Source organism: Luteimonas sp. MJ250 (assembly GCF_039548455.1).
Classification (GTDB): Bacteria; Pseudomonadota; Gammaproteobacteria; order Xanthomonadales; family Xanthomonadaceae; genus Luteimonas.
The window spans coordinates 252,256-270,271 of record NZ_JBCLVB010000010.1; the positions used below are offsets into that span (position 1 = coordinate 252,256).

The 18,016-nt window shown below is 67.2% G+C and carries 15 protein-coding genes and 1 tRNA gene; 3 read left to right on the top strand and 13 right to left on the bottom strand.

Annotation, left to right across the window (positions count from 1 at the left end; translation table 11 throughout):
• Positions 1-115: 115 nt before the first annotated feature.
• The 3 genes from pnp to truB form a co-directional block, all read right to left on the bottom strand.
• A complete protein-coding gene (pnp, locus tag WCE37_RS04720) occupies positions 116-2,224 on the bottom strand; it encodes a polyribonucleotide nucleotidyltransferase (protein WP_343254444.1) in 2,109 nt (702 codons plus the stop codon).
• Between the two features lie 125 nt (positions 2,225-2,349).
• Positions 2,350-2,610: a 30S ribosomal protein S15 gene (gene rpsO / locus WCE37_RS04725; protein ID WP_343254445.1), complete on the bottom strand. Its 261-nt coding sequence runs from the start codon at positions 2,608-2,610 to the stop codon at positions 2,350-2,352.
• 182 nt (positions 2,611-2,792) lie between these two features.
• Positions 2,793-3,782 carry a tRNA pseudouridine(55) synthase TruB gene (gene truB, locus WCE37_RS04730; protein WP_343278349.1) on the bottom strand — a complete coding sequence of 330 codons (990 nt, stop codon included), beginning with the start codon at positions 3,780-3,782 and terminating at the stop codon, positions 2,793-2,795.
• Between the two features lie 115 nt (positions 3,783-3,897).
• Between truB and WCE37_RS04735 the strand changes: the two genes are divergently transcribed.
• The gene (locus WCE37_RS04735) at positions 3,898-4,233 is read left to right on the top strand and encodes a hexameric tyrosine-coordinated heme protein (protein ID WP_343278350.1); all 336 of its coding nucleotides are present in this window, start codon (positions 3,898-3,900) and stop codon (positions 4,231-4,233) included.
• Positions 4,234-4,440: 207 nt separating this feature from the next.
• Here WCE37_RS04735 and rbfA read toward each other — a convergent pair whose 3' ends face one another.
• From rbfA to rimP, 4 genes are all read right to left on the bottom strand, one after another.
• Complete coding sequence (gene rbfA, locus WCE37_RS04740; RefSeq protein WP_343278351.1) at positions 4,441-4,803, bottom strand: 30S ribosome-binding factor RbfA; 363 nt, start codon at positions 4,801-4,803, stop codon at positions 4,441-4,443.
• Positions 4,803-7,370, bottom strand: coding sequence for a translation initiation factor IF-2 (gene infB / locus WCE37_RS04745; RefSeq protein ID WP_343278352.1), 2,568 nt, complete (start codon positions 7,368-7,370; stop codon positions 4,803-4,805). The genes rbfA and infB overlap by 1 nt, the downstream gene beginning before the upstream one ends.
• A 97-nt stretch (positions 7,371-7,467) precedes the next feature.
• Positions 7,468-8,979: a transcription termination factor NusA gene (gene nusA, locus WCE37_RS04750; protein WP_343278353.1), complete on the bottom strand. Its 1,512-nt coding sequence runs from the start codon at positions 8,977-8,979 to the stop codon at positions 7,468-7,470.
• 8 nt (positions 8,980-8,987) lie between these two features.
• A complete protein-coding gene (gene rimP / locus WCE37_RS04755) occupies positions 8,988-9,602 on the bottom strand; it encodes a ribosome maturation factor RimP (RefSeq protein WP_343278661.1) in 615 nt (204 codons plus the stop codon).
• Positions 9,603-9,975: 373 nt separating this feature from the next.
• Between rimP and WCE37_RS04760 the strand changes: the two genes are divergently transcribed.
• Both WCE37_RS04760 and WCE37_RS04765 read left to right on the top strand, forming a co-directional pair.
• The gene (locus WCE37_RS04760) at positions 9,976-10,539 is read left to right on the top strand and encodes a DUF1190 domain-containing protein (protein ID WP_343278354.1); all 564 of its coding nucleotides are present in this window, start codon (positions 9,976-9,978) and stop codon (positions 10,537-10,539) included.
• Entirely contained in the window at positions 10,539-11,726 is a 1,188-nt protein-coding gene (locus WCE37_RS04765; RefSeq protein WP_343278355.1) for a glutathionylspermidine synthase family protein, read from the top strand. The genes WCE37_RS04760 and WCE37_RS04765 overlap by 1 nt, the downstream gene beginning before the upstream one ends.
• Before the next feature lie 74 nt (positions 11,727-11,800).
• Here the strand turns inward: WCE37_RS04765 and WCE37_RS04770 are convergent.
• The 6 genes from WCE37_RS04770 to WCE37_RS04795 form a co-directional block, all read right to left on the bottom strand.
• Positions 11,801-11,877, bottom strand: a tRNA-Met gene (locus tag WCE37_RS04770).
• Positions 11,878-11,955: 78 nt separating this feature from the next.
• Complete coding sequence (gene nuoN, locus WCE37_RS04775) at positions 11,956-13,404, bottom strand: NADH-quinone oxidoreductase subunit NuoN (RefSeq protein WP_343278356.1); 1,449 nt, start codon at positions 13,402-13,404, stop codon at positions 11,956-11,958.
• A gap of 28 nt (positions 13,405-13,432) precedes the next feature.
• On the bottom strand, positions 13,433-14,944 hold the full coding sequence (locus WCE37_RS04780) for an NADH-quinone oxidoreductase subunit M (protein ID WP_343278357.1): 1,512 nt from the start codon (positions 14,942-14,944) through the stop codon (positions 13,433-13,435).
• 13 nt (positions 14,945-14,957) lie between these two features.
• Complete coding sequence (gene nuoL, locus WCE37_RS04785) at positions 14,958-17,024, bottom strand: NADH-quinone oxidoreductase subunit L (RefSeq protein WP_343278358.1); 2,067 nt, start codon at positions 17,022-17,024, stop codon at positions 14,958-14,960.
• Positions 17,025-17,037: 13 nt separating this feature from the next.
• Positions 17,038-17,361: an NADH-quinone oxidoreductase subunit NuoK gene (nuoK, locus tag WCE37_RS04790; protein WP_343255756.1), complete on the bottom strand. Its 324-nt coding sequence runs from the start codon at positions 17,359-17,361 to the stop codon at positions 17,038-17,040.
• Positions 17,361-18,014, bottom strand: a complete 654-nt coding sequence (locus WCE37_RS04795) for an NADH-quinone oxidoreductase subunit J (protein WP_343278359.1) — start codon at positions 18,012-18,014, stop codon at positions 17,361-17,363. Before WCE37_RS04795 ends, nuoK begins: the two co-directional genes overlap by 1 nt.
• Positions 18,015-18,016 lie beyond the last annotated feature (2 nt).

The window sequence follows — 18,016 nt, forward strand, 5'->3', positions numbered from 1 at the left end:
ACGCGCCCGGCGGCCGGACCGGAAAATGGTGGTTCCGAACGCAGGAGAGCGGGCCGTAGCCCGCTCTCCCGGTGACGCGATGGCGCGCCTTGCGACGCGCCGGACCCGCCAGCCCTTACTCGGCCGGGGTGCCTTCACCTTCCTCGACGGCCTTCATCGACAGGCGGATGCGGCCCTGCTTGTCGACTTCCAGCACCTTGACCTTGACGATATCGCCTTCCTTGAGCACGTCGCCGACCTTCTCGACGCGTTCGTTGGAGATCTGCGACACGTGCACCAGGCCGTCCTTGCCGGGGGAGATGGTGACGAACGCACCGAAGTCCATCAGCTTGACGACCTTGCCCTCGTAGATGCGGCCCGGCTCGACGTCGGAGGTGATCTGCTCGATGCGGTCCTTGGCGGCCTTGCCCGCGGCGGCGTCGACCGACGCGATGGTGATCGTGCCGTCGTCCTGGATGTCGATCTGGGTGCCGGTTTCCTTGGTGATCGCCTGGATGACCGAACCGCCCTTGCCGATCACTTCGCGGATCTTGTCGGGATGGATCTTGATGGTGATCAGGCGAGGCGCGAACTCGGAGAGCTCCGAACGCGGCGAGGTCAGCGCGGACTCCATCTCCTTGAGGATGTGCAGGCGACCCTGCTTGGCCTGCGCCAGCGCGACCTTCATGATCTCTTCGGTGATGCCCTGGATCTTGATGTCCATCTGCAGCGCCGAAATACCCTTCTCGGTGCCGGCGACCTTGAAGTCCATGTCGCCCAGGTGGTCTTCGTCACCGAGGATGTCGGACAGCACGACGTAGTCGTCGCCTTCCTTCACCAGGCCCATGGCGATGCCCGCGACCGGCGCCTTGATCGGCACGCCCGCGTCCATCAGCGCCAGCGACGAACCGCAGACCGACGCCATCGACGACGAACCGTTCGATTCGGTGATCTCGGACACGACGCGGATCGTGTAAGGGAACGCTTCCATCGTCGGCATCACGGCGAGCACGCCGCGCTTGGCAAGGCGGCCGTGGCCGATCTCGCGACGCTTCGGGCCCATCATGCGGCCGGCTTCGCCCACGGAGTACGGGGGGAAGTTGTAATGGAACAGGAAGTGCTCCTTGTACTCGCCGGAGACCGCGTCGATGATCTGGCCGTCGCGGGCGGTGCCCAGCGTGACGGCGACGATGGCCTGGGTCTCGCCGCGGGTGAACAGCGAGGAGCCGTGGACGCGCGGCAGCACGCCGACCTTCGAGGCGATCGGGCGCACGGTGTCGGGCGCGCGGCCGTCGATGCGGACCTTGGTCGTGAGGACCGAGTTGCGCATCGTCTGGTATTCCTGCTCGCTGAACTCCTTCGACAGGTCACCGGTCGCCCAGGCCTTCGACTCCGCTTCGGGGGCGATGGCGGCGAGGATCGACTTCTTGAGGTTGGAGATCGTGTCCTTGCGCTCGAGCTTGTCGCGCACCTGGAAGGCCTCGGCGAGCTTCTCGCCGACCGCGGTGCGGATCGCGCTGACGATACCTTCGTCGGCAGCGGGCGCGCTCCAGGTCCACTTCGGCCTGCCGGCTTCGGCGACGAGCTCGTTGATGGTGGCGATCGCGACCTGCATCTGCTGGTGGCCGAACATCACCGCGCCGAGCATCACGTCCTCGGACAGCTCGTTGGCCTCGGACTCGACCATCAGCACTGCGTTCGCGGTACCGGCGACGACGAGTTCAAGCTCGGACTCCTTCAGCTCCGACACGGTCGGGTTGAGCAGGTACTGGCCGTCCTTGTAGCCGACCTTGGCGGCGCCGATCGGGCCGTCGAAGGGCGCGCCCGAGAGCGAGAGCGCGGCCGAGGCGCCGATCAGGGCGAGGATGTCGCCGTCGACCTCGGGGTTCATCGACATCACCGTGGCGATGATCTGCACTTCGTTGCGGAAGCCATCGGGGAACAGCGGGCGGATCGGGCGATCGATCAGGCGCGAAGTCAGCGTCTCCTTTTCGGTCGCGCGGCCCTCGCGCTTGAAGAAGCCGCCCGGAATGCGGCCACCGGCGTAGAACTTCTCCTGGTAGTCGACGGTGAGCGGGAAGAAGTCCTGCCCCTCGCGTGCGGTCTTGTTGGCGACCGCGCTGACCAGCAGCATGGTGCCCTCGCACGAGATCATGACCGCGCCGCCGGCCTGGCGTGCGATCTCACCGGTCTCGATGGTGACCGTGCGACTGCCGTACTCGAAGCTCTTGGTAACTTTCGCCACGTTGGTGATTCCTCGGTGTCTCTTGCGATGAACCGGCCGGGACCCTTGCCCCCTGCCGGGTGGCGCACCCGCGGCGCGCCGGAAAAAGAACCGCGGCGCATCTCTGCGCCGCGGCGGGGTGTGTATCAGCGACGCAGGCCAAGCTTCCCGATCAGCGCCTTGTAGCGCGCGATGTCCTTGCGGTGCAGGTAGTCAAGCAGGCTGCGGCGCGTGTTGACCATCTTCAGCAGGCCGCGGCGGCTGTGGTGGTCCTGCTTGTGGGTCTTGAAGTGCTCGGTGAGGTGCACGATGCGTGCGGTCAGCAGGGCGACCTGGACTTCGGTGGAACCGGTGTCGTTCTCGCCGCGCTTGTTGTCTTCAATGATGGAACTGGTATCGATGGACATCGTTTATGCCTTTCTGTGATGCGTGGACCGCAGGAACGCCCCCATGCCGACCGGCACGGACGCACACCACGAGAACCGCCGCTTGCTGTGGGACGCCTGGCGCCCGTCATCGGGCGCCGGAAGTGCTTGGAAAAAGCCGCGGAATTGTACCGCGAGCGACCCCCTGCGGACAAGGCGCGGCCTCAGTCCCTGCCTGCCGCCGCGGCGGGAGCGGGCTGCGCGCAGGCCCATGTGAACATGCGTCGCGGCTTCAGGCCGCCCTCGCCATCGGTGGTCCCCAGCCCCAGCACCCGGGCGCCGGGTCCGAACACGGCGACTTCGCCTGCGCCGGCGAATACGCCGTCCACCCCCTGCCCATGCGCGAGGCGCGCGGCGCCAGCGGCATCCACCTCGACCCGGGGCCAGGCATCCATGCCCGCCTCGACCGGCAACAGGCAGGCCTCGAGGCTGCGCTCGCCCCGTTCAGCCAGCGCCTCGAGCTCGGCGAACGTCCACAGCCTCGGGTTCCTGAACGGGTCCACCCACAGCCTGCGCAATTCAGCGACGTGTGCGCCGCAGCCAAGGGCTTCGCCGAGATCGCGCACGAGGCTGCGCACATAGGTTCCCGATCCGCACTCCACGCGCAGCCGCAGGATATTTCCCGGCGCCACGCCGTCGGTGGCATCCAGCAGGTCGGCGGCAGACAGCAGGCTGAATTCGTGCACGTCGACCGCGCGCGGCTCGACTTCGACGTCCTCTCCGCGACGTGCCTTCGCATACAGCGGTTCGCCGCCGCGCTTGAGCGCGGAATAGATCGGCGGCCGCTGCATGATCGGGCCGGTGAGCCGTGCGAGGGCGGCATCGATCGTGGCGATGTCCAGCAGCGGCACTGGCCGCTCGCGCAGCAGCTGGCCGTCAGCGTCATCGGTATCGGTGACCTGGCCCAGGCGCGCAACCGTGTCATAGGCCTTGCGCGCGCCGAGCAGCCCGCCGGCGATCTTGGTGGCCTCGCCGAAGCACAGCGGCAGCAGGCCGGTGGCCAGCGGATCCAGGCTGCCGGTGTGGCCGCCCTTTTCCGCGCGGAACAGGTGGCGCGCACGCTGCAGCGCCTGGTTGGAACTCGGTCCACGGGGCTTGTCGAGCAGCAGGATGCCGTCGAGCCTGCGGAATTTCGTTCGCGGTCGTTGCTTCATCACGGCATTGTAGGTGGCGTGCCCTTGATATGGATCAAGGCCACCCGCGCATACGCGGCGCAGCCTGCCCGCATCCACCGGCTGCACATCCGGTCGACCACGAACAGGAGCGTTCATGAAAACGAAAACCCTGGCCCTCGCCCTTGCGCTGTCGGCGATTGCGCTGCCCGTGCACGCACAGGATGCTGCGGTGGCCGCGCCCGCCAGCGACGACTACGTACCCAGCCTGATCACCAGCACTCCGCTGCAGGGTCGGCAGCTGGCAATCACCCTGGTCAGGAAGACCATCGGCAGCATCCAGAAGGATGCCGACGCCAAGCAGCGCGTGCGCGAAAAATACGAGGAGGATCCGATGATGCTCATGCGTGCGGCAGAGCTTGTCGCGATCGAGTTCAGGACGATCGCCGAAGCCAACGACTATTGGCGCGGCCAGGATGAAGGCGGCGACTGACCGCGGCGTCTCTGCCCACCTGGCCCCACCCTGCGGGAGCGACGCATCACGACTCTGTGGGAGCGGCTATAGCCGCGATCGGAGACAGTGCTGGTCTGTCCTTGTCGCGACGGAGCCTCCGTTGCGGCGCGCGTTGCCCGTCCCGTACGCAGGGGGTGTGCTCCCCGGCCTGTCCGCGTCCCGGAAACCGGGAAGCCAGGAAGCCCCTCAGTCTTCGCCGGGGGCGTCGGGCAGGTCGCGCAACAGGTTGTCGATGCGCTCGCCGCGGTCCACCGAATCGTCGTAATGGAAGTGCAGCTCAGGCACGTGGCGCATCTTCACCGCGCGCGCGAGCCGGTAGCGGATCTCGGGTGCCACCGCCTTCAGGCCCTTGATCGCCTCGGCGGCGCGCTCGGACTGCAGGGCGGTCACGAACACCTTGGCGTGTGCCATGTCGCGCGTGACCTCGACGTCGGACACGCTCACCGACGGCAGCCCGTGCTCGGCCACCGCTTCGCGAACCAGGGTGCCCAGCTCCCTGCGGAGCTGGGCGGACACGCGATCGGTGCGGTGGAATGTCTTCTGCGACATCAGAGCGTGCGCTGCACTTCGACGCGCTCGAAGCACTCGATCTTGTCGCCCGGCTTGATGTCGTTGTAGGCCTTCACGCCGATGCCGCACTCGGTGTTGACGCGCACCTCGTCGACGTTCTCCTTGAAGCGGCGCAGCGATTCCAGCTCGCCCTCGAAGATGACGACTTCGTCGCGCAGGACGCGGATCGGCTTGTTGCGACGGACCACGCCCTCGATGACCATGCTGCCGGCGACCGCGCCGAACTTGGAGCTGCGGAAGACCTCGCGGACCTCGGCGGTGCCGATGATCTCTTCACGGATTTCCACGCCAAGGATGCCGGACGCGACCTGCTTCACCTGGTCGATGACGTCATAGATGATCGAGAAGTAGCGCAGATCGAGACCGCTGCCTTCGATCACCTTGCGGGCCGACGCGTCGGCACGGACGTTGAAGCCGATGATCGTCGCCTTGGACGTGGCGGCGGAGTTGGCGTCGGACTCGGTGATGCCGCCCACGCCCGAGCGGATGATGTTCACCCGGATGTCGTCGTTGGACAGCGCCGTGAGCGCCTGGCGCAGTGCTTCCACCGAACCCTGGACGTCGGCCTTGATGACCAGCGGCAGCTCGAGCTGCTGGCCGCCGCCCATCTGCGCCATGATGTCTTCCATGCGGTTGCCCGCGGCTTGCACCAGGCGCAGTTCACGGCGCTTGGACTCGCGCTGCTGCGCGACTTCCTTGGCCAGGCGCTCGTCGTCGACGACCACGAAATCGTCGCCGGCGTCGGGCACGCCCGACAGGCCGACCACCTGCACCGGAATGGATGGACCCGCCGAAGGCACCTGGCCACCGGTTTCGTCGAACAGTGCGCGCACGCGACCGTATTCCACGCCGCAGACCAGGAAGTCGCCCTTGTTGAGCAGGCCCTGCTGAACCAGCACCGTCGCCACCGGGCCGCGGCCCTTGTCGAGCGAGGACTCGATGACCGTGCCGCTGGCACGTCCTTCACCGATCGCTTTGAGCTCCAGCACTTCGGACTGCAGGTTGATCGCATCGAGCAGGTCGTCGACGCCGTCGCCGGTCTTGGCCGACAGCTCCACCATCTGCGTGTCGCCGCCGAACTCTTCGGCCACGACATCATGGGACAGCAGTTCGTTCTTGATCCGCGAAGGATCGGCTTCGGACTTGTCGATCTTGTTGATCGCCACGATCAGGGGCACATTCGCCGCCTTCGCGTGCTGGATCGCCTCGATCGTCTGCGGCATCACGCCGTCATCGGCGGCCACCACCAGCACCACGAGGTCGGTGATCTTGGCGCCGCGCGCGCGCATCGACGTGAACGCGGCGTGGCCCGGGGTGTCGAGGAAGCTGATGACGCCCTTGGGCGTTTCGACGTGGTACGCGCCGATGTGCTGGGTAATGCCACCGGCCTCGCCCGTGGCGATCTTGGTGCGGCGGATGAAGTCGAGCAACGAGGTCTTGCCGTGGTCGACGTGGCCCATGATGGTCACGACCGGCGGACGCGGCGTCTGGTCACCGGTGATCTCTTCAACGTGTGCGAGCAGCTCGCTCTCGGCGTCGTCGGCATCGGCACGCACGGCCTGGTGGCCGAGCTCTTCGGTGACCAGTGCCGCGGTGTCATGGTCGATGGACTGGGTGATGGTGGCCATCACGCCCATCTTGAACAGCGCCTTGACCACGTCGCCGCCCTTCATCGCCAGCTTCTGGGCCAGATCGGCGACGGTGATGGCCTCGCCGATCGCGACCTCGCGCACGACCGGCGCGGTCGGACGGGTGAAGCCGGTACCGGTGCGCGACTGGTCGCGCTGCTGGCCACGCTGCGCGCCACGCTTGGGGCGTGCGGTACTGCGGCGCGCCCGGTCGGCGGGCGACAGGTGCATCTGCCCGGCAAAGCGTGCGGCGGCGCCTTCCTCGTCCTCGGGGCCGGCAGCCATCGCATGCGAACCCCGGTGCTTGCCCTTGGCCGCGCTGCGATCGTCGCGCGCGGGAGCCGGCTTGGGATGGCCATGGCCGTGCGCCTTGCGCGGAGCAGCCTCTTCGGTCGCGACCGCCGCCACCGCGGCCTCGGCCTCGGTGCGCACGCGCTCGGCTTCTTCAAGCTCGCGACGCTTGGCTTCCTCGGCCTCTTCCAGGCGACGGCGGTCGGCGTCGGCAAGGCGCTGCTGCTCGTCGAGGTTGCGCTGGCGCGACTCCTCGAGCTTGCGCAGGATCTCGGCGCGCTCGTCGTCCTCTCCGCCGCCCGCGGCACCGCCGGCCTCGGGCTTGACCAGGGTGACCTTCTTGCGCACGACCACGTCGACGGTCGGCTTGTTGCGACCGCCGCCCACGGTGAGCGTGCTCTTGCGCTGGAGGGTGATCTTCTTGGGTGCGACCGGATCCACGGCGCCCTTCTCGGCACGGCCATGGGTGCGGCGCAGGAAGCCCAGGAGCTTCACCTTTTCGGTACTGGTCACGACCTGGTCGGGATCGTTGAACGGCATGCCCGCTTCGGACAGCTGTTCAAGCAGTTTCTCGACCGGCGTGTTCACCAGTGCGGCCAGCTTGCGGATGGTGGTTTGCTGCGACATTCGGATTCCGGTTCCTCTGGCGTCGGCACATGCCGCGCTATGGATGGATCAATTCTGGGTGCTTGCCATGCTCGGGGGCCGTGACGGCCCCGGTCTGTCAGCCTTCGCTTTCCAGGCGCGCGATCTCACCCGCGCGCGCGGCAAGCACCAGCGCTGCGGCACGCGCTTCGTCGAGGCCCTCGATGCCGAACTCCAGTACCTCGTCGACCGCGAGGTCGGACAGGTCCTCGGCGGTGCACACGCCGTTGGCGGCGAGCGCGAAGGCGATTTCGTCATCCATGCCTTCAAGCGCGAGCATGTCGTCGGACGGAACGTTGTCACCGAGCTCCTCTTCGACCGCCAGCGCGTCGTTGAGCAGCGCATCGCGGGCACGGGCGCGAAGTTCCTCGACGATGTCCTCGTCGAAGCCCTCGACAGCCAGCAGCTCGCCGACCGGCACGTAGGCGATTTCCTCGACCGTGCTGAAACCCTCGGCGACCAGGATGCCGGCGATTTCCTCGTCGACTTCGAGCTTGTCCTGGAACAGGGCGCGCGCCGTCGACTGCTCGGCCTCCGACTTCGCGGTGACCTGGTCCTGGGTCATGACGTTGAGCTGCCAGCCCGAGAGGCGGCTGGCGAGGCGCACGTTCTGGCCGCCCTTGCCGATGGCCTGGGCCAGGCGGTCCTCGGCGACCGCGAGGTCCATCGAGTGCTTGTCCTCGTCGACCACGATCGACTGCACTTCGGCCGGCGCCATGGCGTTGATCACGAACTGCGCCGGGTTGTCCGACCACAGCACGATGTCGACGCGCTCGCCGTTGAGCTCGTTGGACACCGCCTGCACGCGCGAACCGCGCATGCCGATGCAGGCACCGATCGGATCGGTGCGGGTGTCGTAGGCGACCACGGCGATCTTGGCGCGGTCGCCCGGATCACGCGCGCAGGCCTTGATCTCGACCAGGCCCTGGCCGACTTCCGGCACTTCGAGCTTGAACAGTTCGATCATGAACTCCGGCGCCGCACGGCTGATGAAGAGCTGCGGTCCGCGCGGCTCGGTGCGCACGTCGTACAGGTAGCCGCGGATGCGGTCGCCGGCGCGCACGACGTCGCGCGGGATCGCCTTGTCCTTGGGGATGAAGGCTTCGGCGTTGCCACCGAGGTCGACGAAGACGTTGCCGCGCTCGACGCGCTTGACCACGCCGGTGACCAGTTCGCCCACGCGATCCTTCCACGCATCCACGACCTGCTGGCGCTCGGCCTCGCGCACGCGCTGCACGATCACCTGCTTGGCGGCCTGGGCCGCGATGCGGCCGAAGTCGACGTTCTCGATCTGCTCTTCGATGTAGTCGCCGATCTCGACGCCCTCGGCCTCGTCGATCGCGTCCATCATGCGGATCTGGCGATCCGGCGACTCCATCACCACGTCGTCGGCCACGACCTCCCAGCGGCGGAAGGTCTCGTAGTTGCCGTCCTTGGAATCAATGGCCACGCGGGTCAGCACGTCCTGCTCGAGGTAGCGCTTCTTGGCCGCGGTGGCCAGGGCCGCTTCGAGGGCTTCGAGGATCACCGACTCCGGCACGCCCTTCTCATGGGCGACCGCATCGACGACCAGCAACAGTTCCTTGCTCATCTTCTCTATTACTCCGCACGGGACGGCTTCGACGCCGCCGGCTTGTTGTTGGTTGTTTGTTTGCCGCCAGGCTTGCTCTTGCCCTTGCCAGGGCGCGCATCGCGCCCGGAGGCGTCCTTCGCAGGCCCGTAGCCAAGCGCCACCCAGTCGGGCACCAGGCGCGCCTTGTCGATGTTGTCGGCGGCGACCGCGAACGGCCGGCCGTCGAGCTCGAACGTGACCGTTTCGCCTTCCACCGCGGCAATCCGCCCCAGCAGCCTGCGACGGCCGTCCTGCGGGAGCTTCAGGCTGACCTTGGCCTGTTCGCCGAGGAAGCGTTCGAAGTGCGCCGGGGTGAACAGCATCCGGTCGACGCCGGGCGACGACACCTCGAGCGTGTAGTTGCTGCTGATCGGATCCTCGACGTCGAGCTGGGCGGAGACCTCGCGGCTGACCGCTTCGCAGTCCTCGATCCCGACACCCTGGCCATCAGCCGCCGGATCGGCGCCGGGACGGTCGATGTACAGGCGCAGCATCGCGCCGCCGCCGGGCGACGGCAGGTACTCCACGCCCAGCAGCTCCAGGCCGAGGGCGGCAACGGTCGGCGAAAGGAGATTCGCGATGTCGGTCGACTTGTCGGCCACGATGCCTCCTCTGTCCTGGTCCATTGCCTGCCGCGCCGGGCGCAAAAAATAAAAAAGGGCCCGGCGGGCCCCTTGTCCGATACTGCTGGATCCGGTGCCGGCGCGCCTCGTTGCGCACCGCGCGAGCCCGATTCCCGCAATCGAAAAAAGCCTCCTGGGAGGCTCTCCGTCGACCGCGAAAAGCTTGCAGCGGTGCCGGACCGGCGCCGATGGCGCCTGCGATGGTCCTGCAGGTTCCGCTGAGCCGCTGGAGTATATGCCCAGGCCCGGCGTATCGCAAGCCGGGAGTGCCCGCCCCGACGCCGCGCTGCGGGGCCCGGCCGGGTGCTCATCGGTTAACCTTGCCGCAGTCCCCGCAACAGGTACCGGCTTGATGAAACGCTCCAGAAAGACCGCCCTCGTCCTGATGGGCTCGGCACCTCTGCTCCTGGTCGCCTGCGCGCAGCAGCCCGAGGTGCAGACGTCGGAAGGCCTGTTCACGTCGGTCGAAGCCTGCGCCACCGAAACCATGAACCCGTCGATGTGTCGCCAGGCCTTCGACCAGGCACAGTCACAGGCCGACGCCGTGGCACCGCGCTATGCCTCGGCCGCCGAGTGCGAGGCCGAGTTCGGAGAAGGACAGTGCGCCACGCGCCAGCAGGCCGGCGGCGGCAGCTTCGTCGGCCCGATGATGGCCGGCTTCTTCCTTTCGCAGATGATGAATACCCGCGGCGGTGCCATGGCGCCCGCGCCGGGCGCCGGCCCGGCGGCGGCAACGGCCGGCGCCACGCGCGCCGCGCCCGCCTTCCTCTCCAACCAGTCGGGCTGGCTGCGCCCGCAGGCCGGGCCCGGCGGCGCCACCGCGCTGGCCCGCAGCAGCCTGCAGCCCGACCGCGCGCCGACCGTGCGCCGCGGCGGCTTCGGCCGCGCGGGCGCCGGCCGCAGCGCCGGCGGCTGATGCGCCGCGTTCCGATCGAGGCGCGCCCGGACTGGCGGCGGCGCGCCGAAGACTGCGGTTTCGCCTTCCACACCATCGACGGCGACGCCTACTGGGACGAGAGCGTGTACTACGCCTTCACCCTGCAACAGGTGGAAGACGACATCGAGGATCCCACCGCCGAGCTGCATGCGATGGCGATGGACCTGGCCGGTGAAGCCGCCGGAAGCCAGGAATTGATGGAGCGGCTCGCGATCCCCGCGCACGCGCAGGACCAGATCGCCGAAAGCTGGCGGCGGCGCGATCCGCACCTCTACGGCAGGATCGACCTCGCCTACGACGGTCGTGGGCCTGCAAAGCTGTACGAGTTCAACTACGACACTCCGACATCGCTGTTCGAGGCCGCGTTCTTCCAGTGGGACTGGTTGGAGCGCCAGCGCGAGGCCGGCGCCCTCGCCCCCGGTGCCGACCAGTTCAACGCGATCCACGAAGCGCTGGTCGCGCGCTTCATCGAGATCGGCAGCCGCCTTCCCCTGCCGCTGTACTTCGCCGCATCGCAGGGCAGCCCAGAGGACCAGGGTACCGTCGATTACCTGCGCGACTGCGCGGCCCAGGCCGGCATCGAATCCGGCTCGGTGGCAATGGAAGACATTGGTCTTTCCGCCGACGGGCGCTTCACCGCGGGGGACGACGTGCTGATCGCCAGCCTGTTCAAGCTGTATCCACTCGAAGACCTGTTCGCCGACGAGTTCGCGCAGGCCCTGCCAGGCTCCGGCCTGCGGCTGCTGGAGCCGGCGTGGAAGCTGCTGCTCAGCAACAAGGGCGCGCTGCCGCTGCTGTGGGACCGCCATCGTGGCCATCCCAACCTGCTGCCGGCGGAGTTCGACGACGGCGGCGCGCTGCCGCCGGGCTGGGTTCGCAAGCCGCTGTTCTCGCGCGAGGGCGCAAACATCGAGATGCACTTCGCCGATGGTCGCACCCTGCAGCAGCCCGGACCCTACGGTGGCCCCTCGATCCGCCAGGCGCTGCATCCACTGCCCGAACACGGCGCTGCGTATCCGCTGATCGGCAGCTGGGTGGTTGGCGACCTTGCCTGCGGCATGGGCATCCGCGAAGACGATTCACCGATCACGCGCGACAGCGCGCGCTTCGTACCGCATGCCATCGTCGGCGACGGTCGCGGCCAGCGAATGGTGCTGGAAGCCTGAGGCTTCCGGCTGGAGCCGGGACGCACAAAAGCAAACGGCGTCCCTGTTTCCAGGAACGCCGCCGCAGGTATAAATGGTAGCGGGGGCAGGATTTGAACCTGCGACCTTCGGGTTATGAGCCCGACGAGCTGCCAGACTGCTCCACCCCGCACCAGAGCCGACTATTATGAAGCAGAGTCGGATTTCTTGCAAGCCATGATCGCACTTCGCGACATGGCCATGCCTTCGATCAGGCGAACGCCGCCTGGCACCACGCCATCACCGGGTTCCATGCAATGCCCAGCACCAGCAGCGCAAGCGCGTTGGCACCGAACAGCAGCTTCAGCGGGCCGTTGTCACGCACTTCGATGGCCACGCCTTCGGGCTCGTCGAAGTACATCACCTTGATCACGCGCAGGTAGTAGAACGCACCCACCACCGCGAACACGATGCCGACGATCGCAAGCCACAGCATTTCGCCGCCGATCGCCGCGCGCAGCACCACAAGCTTCGCCCAGAAGCCGAGGAACGGCGGCACGCCGGCCAGCGAGGCCATGATCACCAGCACCATCGCCGCCATCCACGGGCTGCGGGCGTTGAGACCCTTGAAGTCGCTGATGCGGTCGGCTTCGAAGCCGCGCCTGGACAGCATCACGATGGCGCCGAAGCCGGCCGTGGCCATGATCGCGTAGCTGATGGCGTAGAACATCGCCGCCGCATAGCCCTCGGCGTCGCCGCCTGCCAGGCCGAGCAGCAGGAAGCCGACGTGCGACACCGTCGAGTACGCGAGCATGCGCTTGAGATTGGTCTGGGCGATCGCGAACACGTTGCCGACCACCAGCGACAGGGCCGCAAGCAGGGCCACCATCACCTGCCACTGGTCCTGCAGCGGGCCAAGGCCGGACTCGAGCAAGCGGTAGGCCATGCCGAACACAGCGAGCTTGGGCGCGGAGCCGATGAACAGGGTCATCGGCGTGGGCGCGCCGTGATACGCATCGGGAAGCCACATGTGGAACGGCGCTGCGCCGAATTTGAAGCAGACACCCACCACCAGGAACACGGTGCCGGTCAGCAGCAGGGTACGGGTACCGCCGTCGACGATGGCCGCAGCATTGCTGATCGTGGCCAGGTCCAGGCTACCGGTGGCGCCGTAGACCAGCGACATGCCGAACAGCAGCAGGCCCGAGGCCAGCGAGCCGAGCACGAAGTACTTCATTGCGGCTTCCGAGCCGGTCGCGTTGTCGCGGTCGAAGGCGACCAGCGTGTACTGGCACAGCGCGAGCAGCTCGAGGCCGACGTAGATCGTGGTCAGGTTCGGCGCGGAAACCAACAGCATCATGCCGAGCGTGGCGAACAGCATGAGCACCGGCAGCTCGCCCTTGTACAGGCCGCGCTCGCGCATGAACGGCCAGGCATAGCCCAGGGCCATCGCGGTCAGCAGCAGGATGCACACCTTGAGCACGTCGGCAACGGTGTCGCGGACGAACATGTCGGCCAGCACCATGCCGTGGCCACCCACGCCCATCACGATCATCGCCGCGGCGCCAAGCAGCACCACCACGGCAAGGCCGTGGGTCACCACGCGGCGGCGCTCGCCCATGAACAGGTCCAGCATCAGCAGCGCGAACGCGCCGATCACCACCACGAACTCGGGCGCCAGCGGCGCGAGGTCGGCCAGCGTCCGGACGGGAGGGGTCATAGCTCCAGGCATCATCGCGTCGTGTTCCTCAAAGCTTGCTGTTGGCGAGCATGCCCGCCAGCTGCGCGATGGACGGTTCCATCAGGTCGGTCAGGGGCCTGGGCCAGAGGCCGATCAGCAGCACGCCGGCGGCAAACACGCCCAGCACCAGGGCTTCGCGGCCGGTGATGTCCTTCATCGCGGCAACGTGCGAGTTGCCGACCTCGCCGTACATCACGCGCTTCACCAGCCACAGCGTGTAGCCGGCGCCCAGGATCAGGGTCAGGGCGGCCACGAAGGCGATCAAGGGATGGCTCTGGAACGAGGCCAGGATGACCATGAATTCGCCAACAAAGCCCGAGGTACCCGGCAGGCCCGAGTTGGCGAAGGCGAACAGCACGAAGAACGCTGCAAACCAGGGCATCACGTTGGCCACGCCGCCGTAGTCGCTGATCCTGCGCGTGTGCATGCGGTCGTACAGCACGCCCACGCAGGTGAACATCGCGCCTGAAACAAAGCCGTGCGAAACCATCTGCACCATCGCGCCCTGCAGGCCGAGTCGCGCGGCCTCCGGGTTGCTGTCGCGCACCAGCGCGAAGGCGATGAAGATGCCCAGGGTGACGAAGCCCATATGCGAGACCGACGAGTAGGCGATCAGCTTCTTCATGTCCTGCTGGACCAGTGCCACCAGGCCGACGTAGATCACCGCCACCAGCGACAGCGCGATCACCAGCCATGCCCATTCGTGGCCGGCGTCGGGGACGATCGGCAGGCTGAAGCGCAGGAAGCCGTAGCCGCCGATCTTCAGCATGATCGCCGCCAGGATCACCGAGCCGCCGGTGGGCGCTTCGACGTGCGCGTCCGGAAGCCATGTATGCACCGGGAACATCGGCACCTTGACCGCGAACGCGATCAGGAAGGCGAAGAACAGCCACATCTGCTCGGTGGCGTCGAGCGGCAGCGCGTACAGGTCGGAAAGCTGCCAGCTGCCGGCCTGCAGGTACAGATACACCAGCCCCACCAGCATGAACACAGAGCCGAGGAAGGTGTACAGGAAGAATTTCACCGACGCGTATACGCGCCGCGGGCCGCCCCAGACGCCGATGATGATGAACATCGGGATCAGCATGCCTTCGAAGAAGACATAGAAAAGCATCGCGTCCATCGCCGAGAACACGCCGATCATCAGGCCCTCGAGGATCAGCATCGCCGCGTAGTACTGGCTGACGCGCCTGTCGATCGAGGTCCAGGAACTGATGACCACCAGCGTGGTGACCAGGGTGGTCAGCAGGATCAGCGCGACCGAGATGCCGTCGGCACCCAGGTGGTACTGGATGTCATAGGCCGGGATCCACTCCCGGGCCTCGACGAACTGCATCGTGGCCGCCGCCGCCGAAGCGTCGTAGCCGGTGAGCAGCGGGATGCTGATCGCGAACGCCACCAGAGCGATCGCCAGCGACAGCCAGCGCGCGGCGCCGGCACGATTACCAAGAGCGAGCACCAGCGCGCCGCCGAAGATCGGCAGCCAGATGAGGATGCTGAGGAGAGGCCAGTTCGACACGTATCGTCTTCCGTCAGGTCCAGTAGTGGATGAGCACGGCCAGGAGCAAGATCAGGCCGACGATCATCGCGAATGCATAGTCGTACAGGCGCCCCGACTGCAGGCGGCGGACAACGCCCGCAAGCAGGCCGACAACGCCGGCGGTACCGTTCACGAGCACGCCGTCGACCACCTTGCTGTCGACCGCGTTCGACGCCTTGCCAAGCTGCAGGCTGCCGCCCGCCAGGCCACCGATCCAGAAATCGTCGGCCCAGTACTTGTTCTCCAGCACCTTCACCGGCAGCGCGAACACGCGGCGTGCCTTCGCAGCCAGCTCCGGGCGCCACCAGTACATGACGGTCGCGAGGGCGAAGCCGGCGAACGTCAGCCAGAACGCAGGCGTCATGAAGCCGTGCAGCGCGAATGCGACCGGACCATGCCAGAGGTCGGCGGCCACCGCTGCGAGGGTGTCGTTCTGCGGCAGAAGGTCGATGGCGCCGAGGAAGAACGGCATCACCTGCTCCGTACCCGACCAGTCGGTGCCGAACAGCATCGGGCCGGCGGTGAAGAAGCCGATCGCGATCGACGGGATCGCCAGCAGCACCAGCGGCAGGGTCACCACCCAGGGCGACTCGCGCGGTTCGTGCGCGCCGTGGTGGCCGTGGTCGTCATCAGGGCCGTGCCCGTGGTCATCGGCGTGCGCGTCGCGGAAGCGCTCGCGCCCGAAGAAGGTCATGTACAGCAGGCGGAAGCTGTAGAACGAGGTCACGAACGCGCCCAGCAGCACCGCCCAGTAGCCATAGGTACCGATCCAGCCCATGCCCTCGGCACCGTATTTGGCGGCCTCGATGATCGTGTCCTTGGAGTAGAAGCCGCTGAAGAACGGCGTCGCCACCAGGGCCAGGGTACCGATCAGCATGGTGATGAAGGTCACCGGCATGTACTTGCGCAGGCCGCCCATGCGGCGCATGTCCTGCTGGTGGTGCATGGCGATGATCACCGAGCCCGCGCCGAGGAACAGCAGCGCCTTGAAGAAGGCGTGGGTCATCAGGTGGAACACCGCGGCCGAGTACGCCGACACGCCCAGCGCCACGGTCATGTAGCCCAGCTGCGACAGCGTGGAGTACGCAACCACGCGCTTGATGTCGTTCTGCACGATGCCGATCAGGCCGGTGAAGAAGGCCGTGGTGGCGCCGATGAAGAGGATGAACTGCAGCGCGGTCTGGCTGAGTTCGAACAGCGGCGACATGCGCGCCACCATGAAGATGCCGGCGGTGACCATGGTCGCGGCGTGGATCAGCGCCGAGATCGGGGTCGGGCCTTCCATCGAGTCCGGGAGCCACACGTGCAGCGGCACCTGCGCCGACTTGCCCATGGCGCCCACGAACAGGCAGATGCAGATCACCGTCGCGACCGACCAGGCGTGGCCTTCGAAGATCTCGACCATCCGGCCGCCGCCGATCGTCGGGCCGGCGTTGGCGAACACGGTCGCGTAGTCGAGCGTGCCGAACCAGTACGCGACGCCGGCGATGCCCAGCAGCATGCCGAAATCGCCGACACGATTGACCAGGAAGGCCTTCAGGTTCGCGAACACCGCGGTCGGGCGCTTGAACCAGAAGCCGATCAGCAGGTACGACACCACGCCCACCGCTTCCCAGCCGAAGAACAGCTGCAGGAAGTTGTTGGCCATCACCAGCGCCAGCATCGAGAAGGTGAACAGGCTGATGTAGCTGAAGAAGCGCTGGTAGCCCGGGTCGTCGGCCATGTAGCCGATGGTGTAGATGTGCACCAGCAGCGACACGAAGGTCACCACCACCATCATCATCGCCGTCAGCCGGTCGACCAGGAAGCCGATGTGGATCTCGTAGCCGGCGACCTGGAACCAGGTGTAGAGGTTCTCGTTGAAGGGCGATGCGCCCTGCCCCATCAGCTGCCACAGCACGTAGCACGACAGCGCGCAGCTGATCGCCACGCCGAGGATGGTGACCGACTGTGCCCCGACGCGGCCCACCTGGCGGCCGAACAGGCCGGCGACGATGGCGCCGAACAGCGGCGCCAGGACGATCGCGAGCAGTACGCTCTTGGAGAGAACGATTTCCATGCCAGGCATTCCGTCAGCCCTTCAGCGTGTCGAGTTCGGCGACGTTGATGGTGCGCCGGTTGCGGAACAGGGTGACCAGGATCGCAAGGCCGATCGCGGCCTCGGCCGCGGCCACGGTGAGGATGAAGAACACGAACACCTGGCCGGCGGCGTCGCCGAACTCGCGCGAGAACGCGACGAAGTTGATGTTCACCGAGAGCAGCATCAGCTCGATGCACATCAGCAGGATGATCACGTTCTTGCGATTGAGGAAGATGCCCGCGACGCTGATGCAGAACAGCGCGGCGGCAAGCGCGAGGTAGTGTCCGAGGGCGAGGCCCTGGCCGAGGAACTCCATTACTTCTCCTCCCCGTCGGTGCCGGCATCGGCCGCCGGCGCGTCGTCGGCGACGTGCACGGAGCTGGGCATGTCCACCATGCGCAGGCGGTCGCCGGGACGCGTACGCACCTGCACGCCGGGAATCTGGTGCTTGGTGCCCTCGCGGCGGCGCAAGGTCAGCGTGACCGCGGCGATCACGGCCACGGTCAGGACCACCGCGGCGATCTCGAACGGCAGCAGGAAGTCCGTGAACAGCCGCCGGGCGATCCACACCGTGTTGGGCACGCCCTCGGCCTCGATCGGATCCGCCGCGAACGGCGTCTCGACGAAGGCCATGATCCCGATCAGCGACAGCAGCTCCAGCAGCATCACCACCGCCACGAGCAGGCCCACCGGCAGGTAGCGCACGTAGCCCTCGTTGATCGGCGCCAGGTCGACGTCGAGCATCATCACCACAAACAGGAACAGGACCATCACCGCGCCGACGTAGACCAGCACCAGGGCGACGCCCAGGAACTCGGCGCCGGCGATGATCCAGGTGACCGCCACGCTGAAGAAGGTCAGCACCAGGAACAGGGCCGAATGCACCGGGCTGCGCGAGCCGATCACGCCGACCGCGGCGGCCACCGCAACGGCCGCGAATGCAAGGAATGCGAGCTGTACGAAGTCCATGG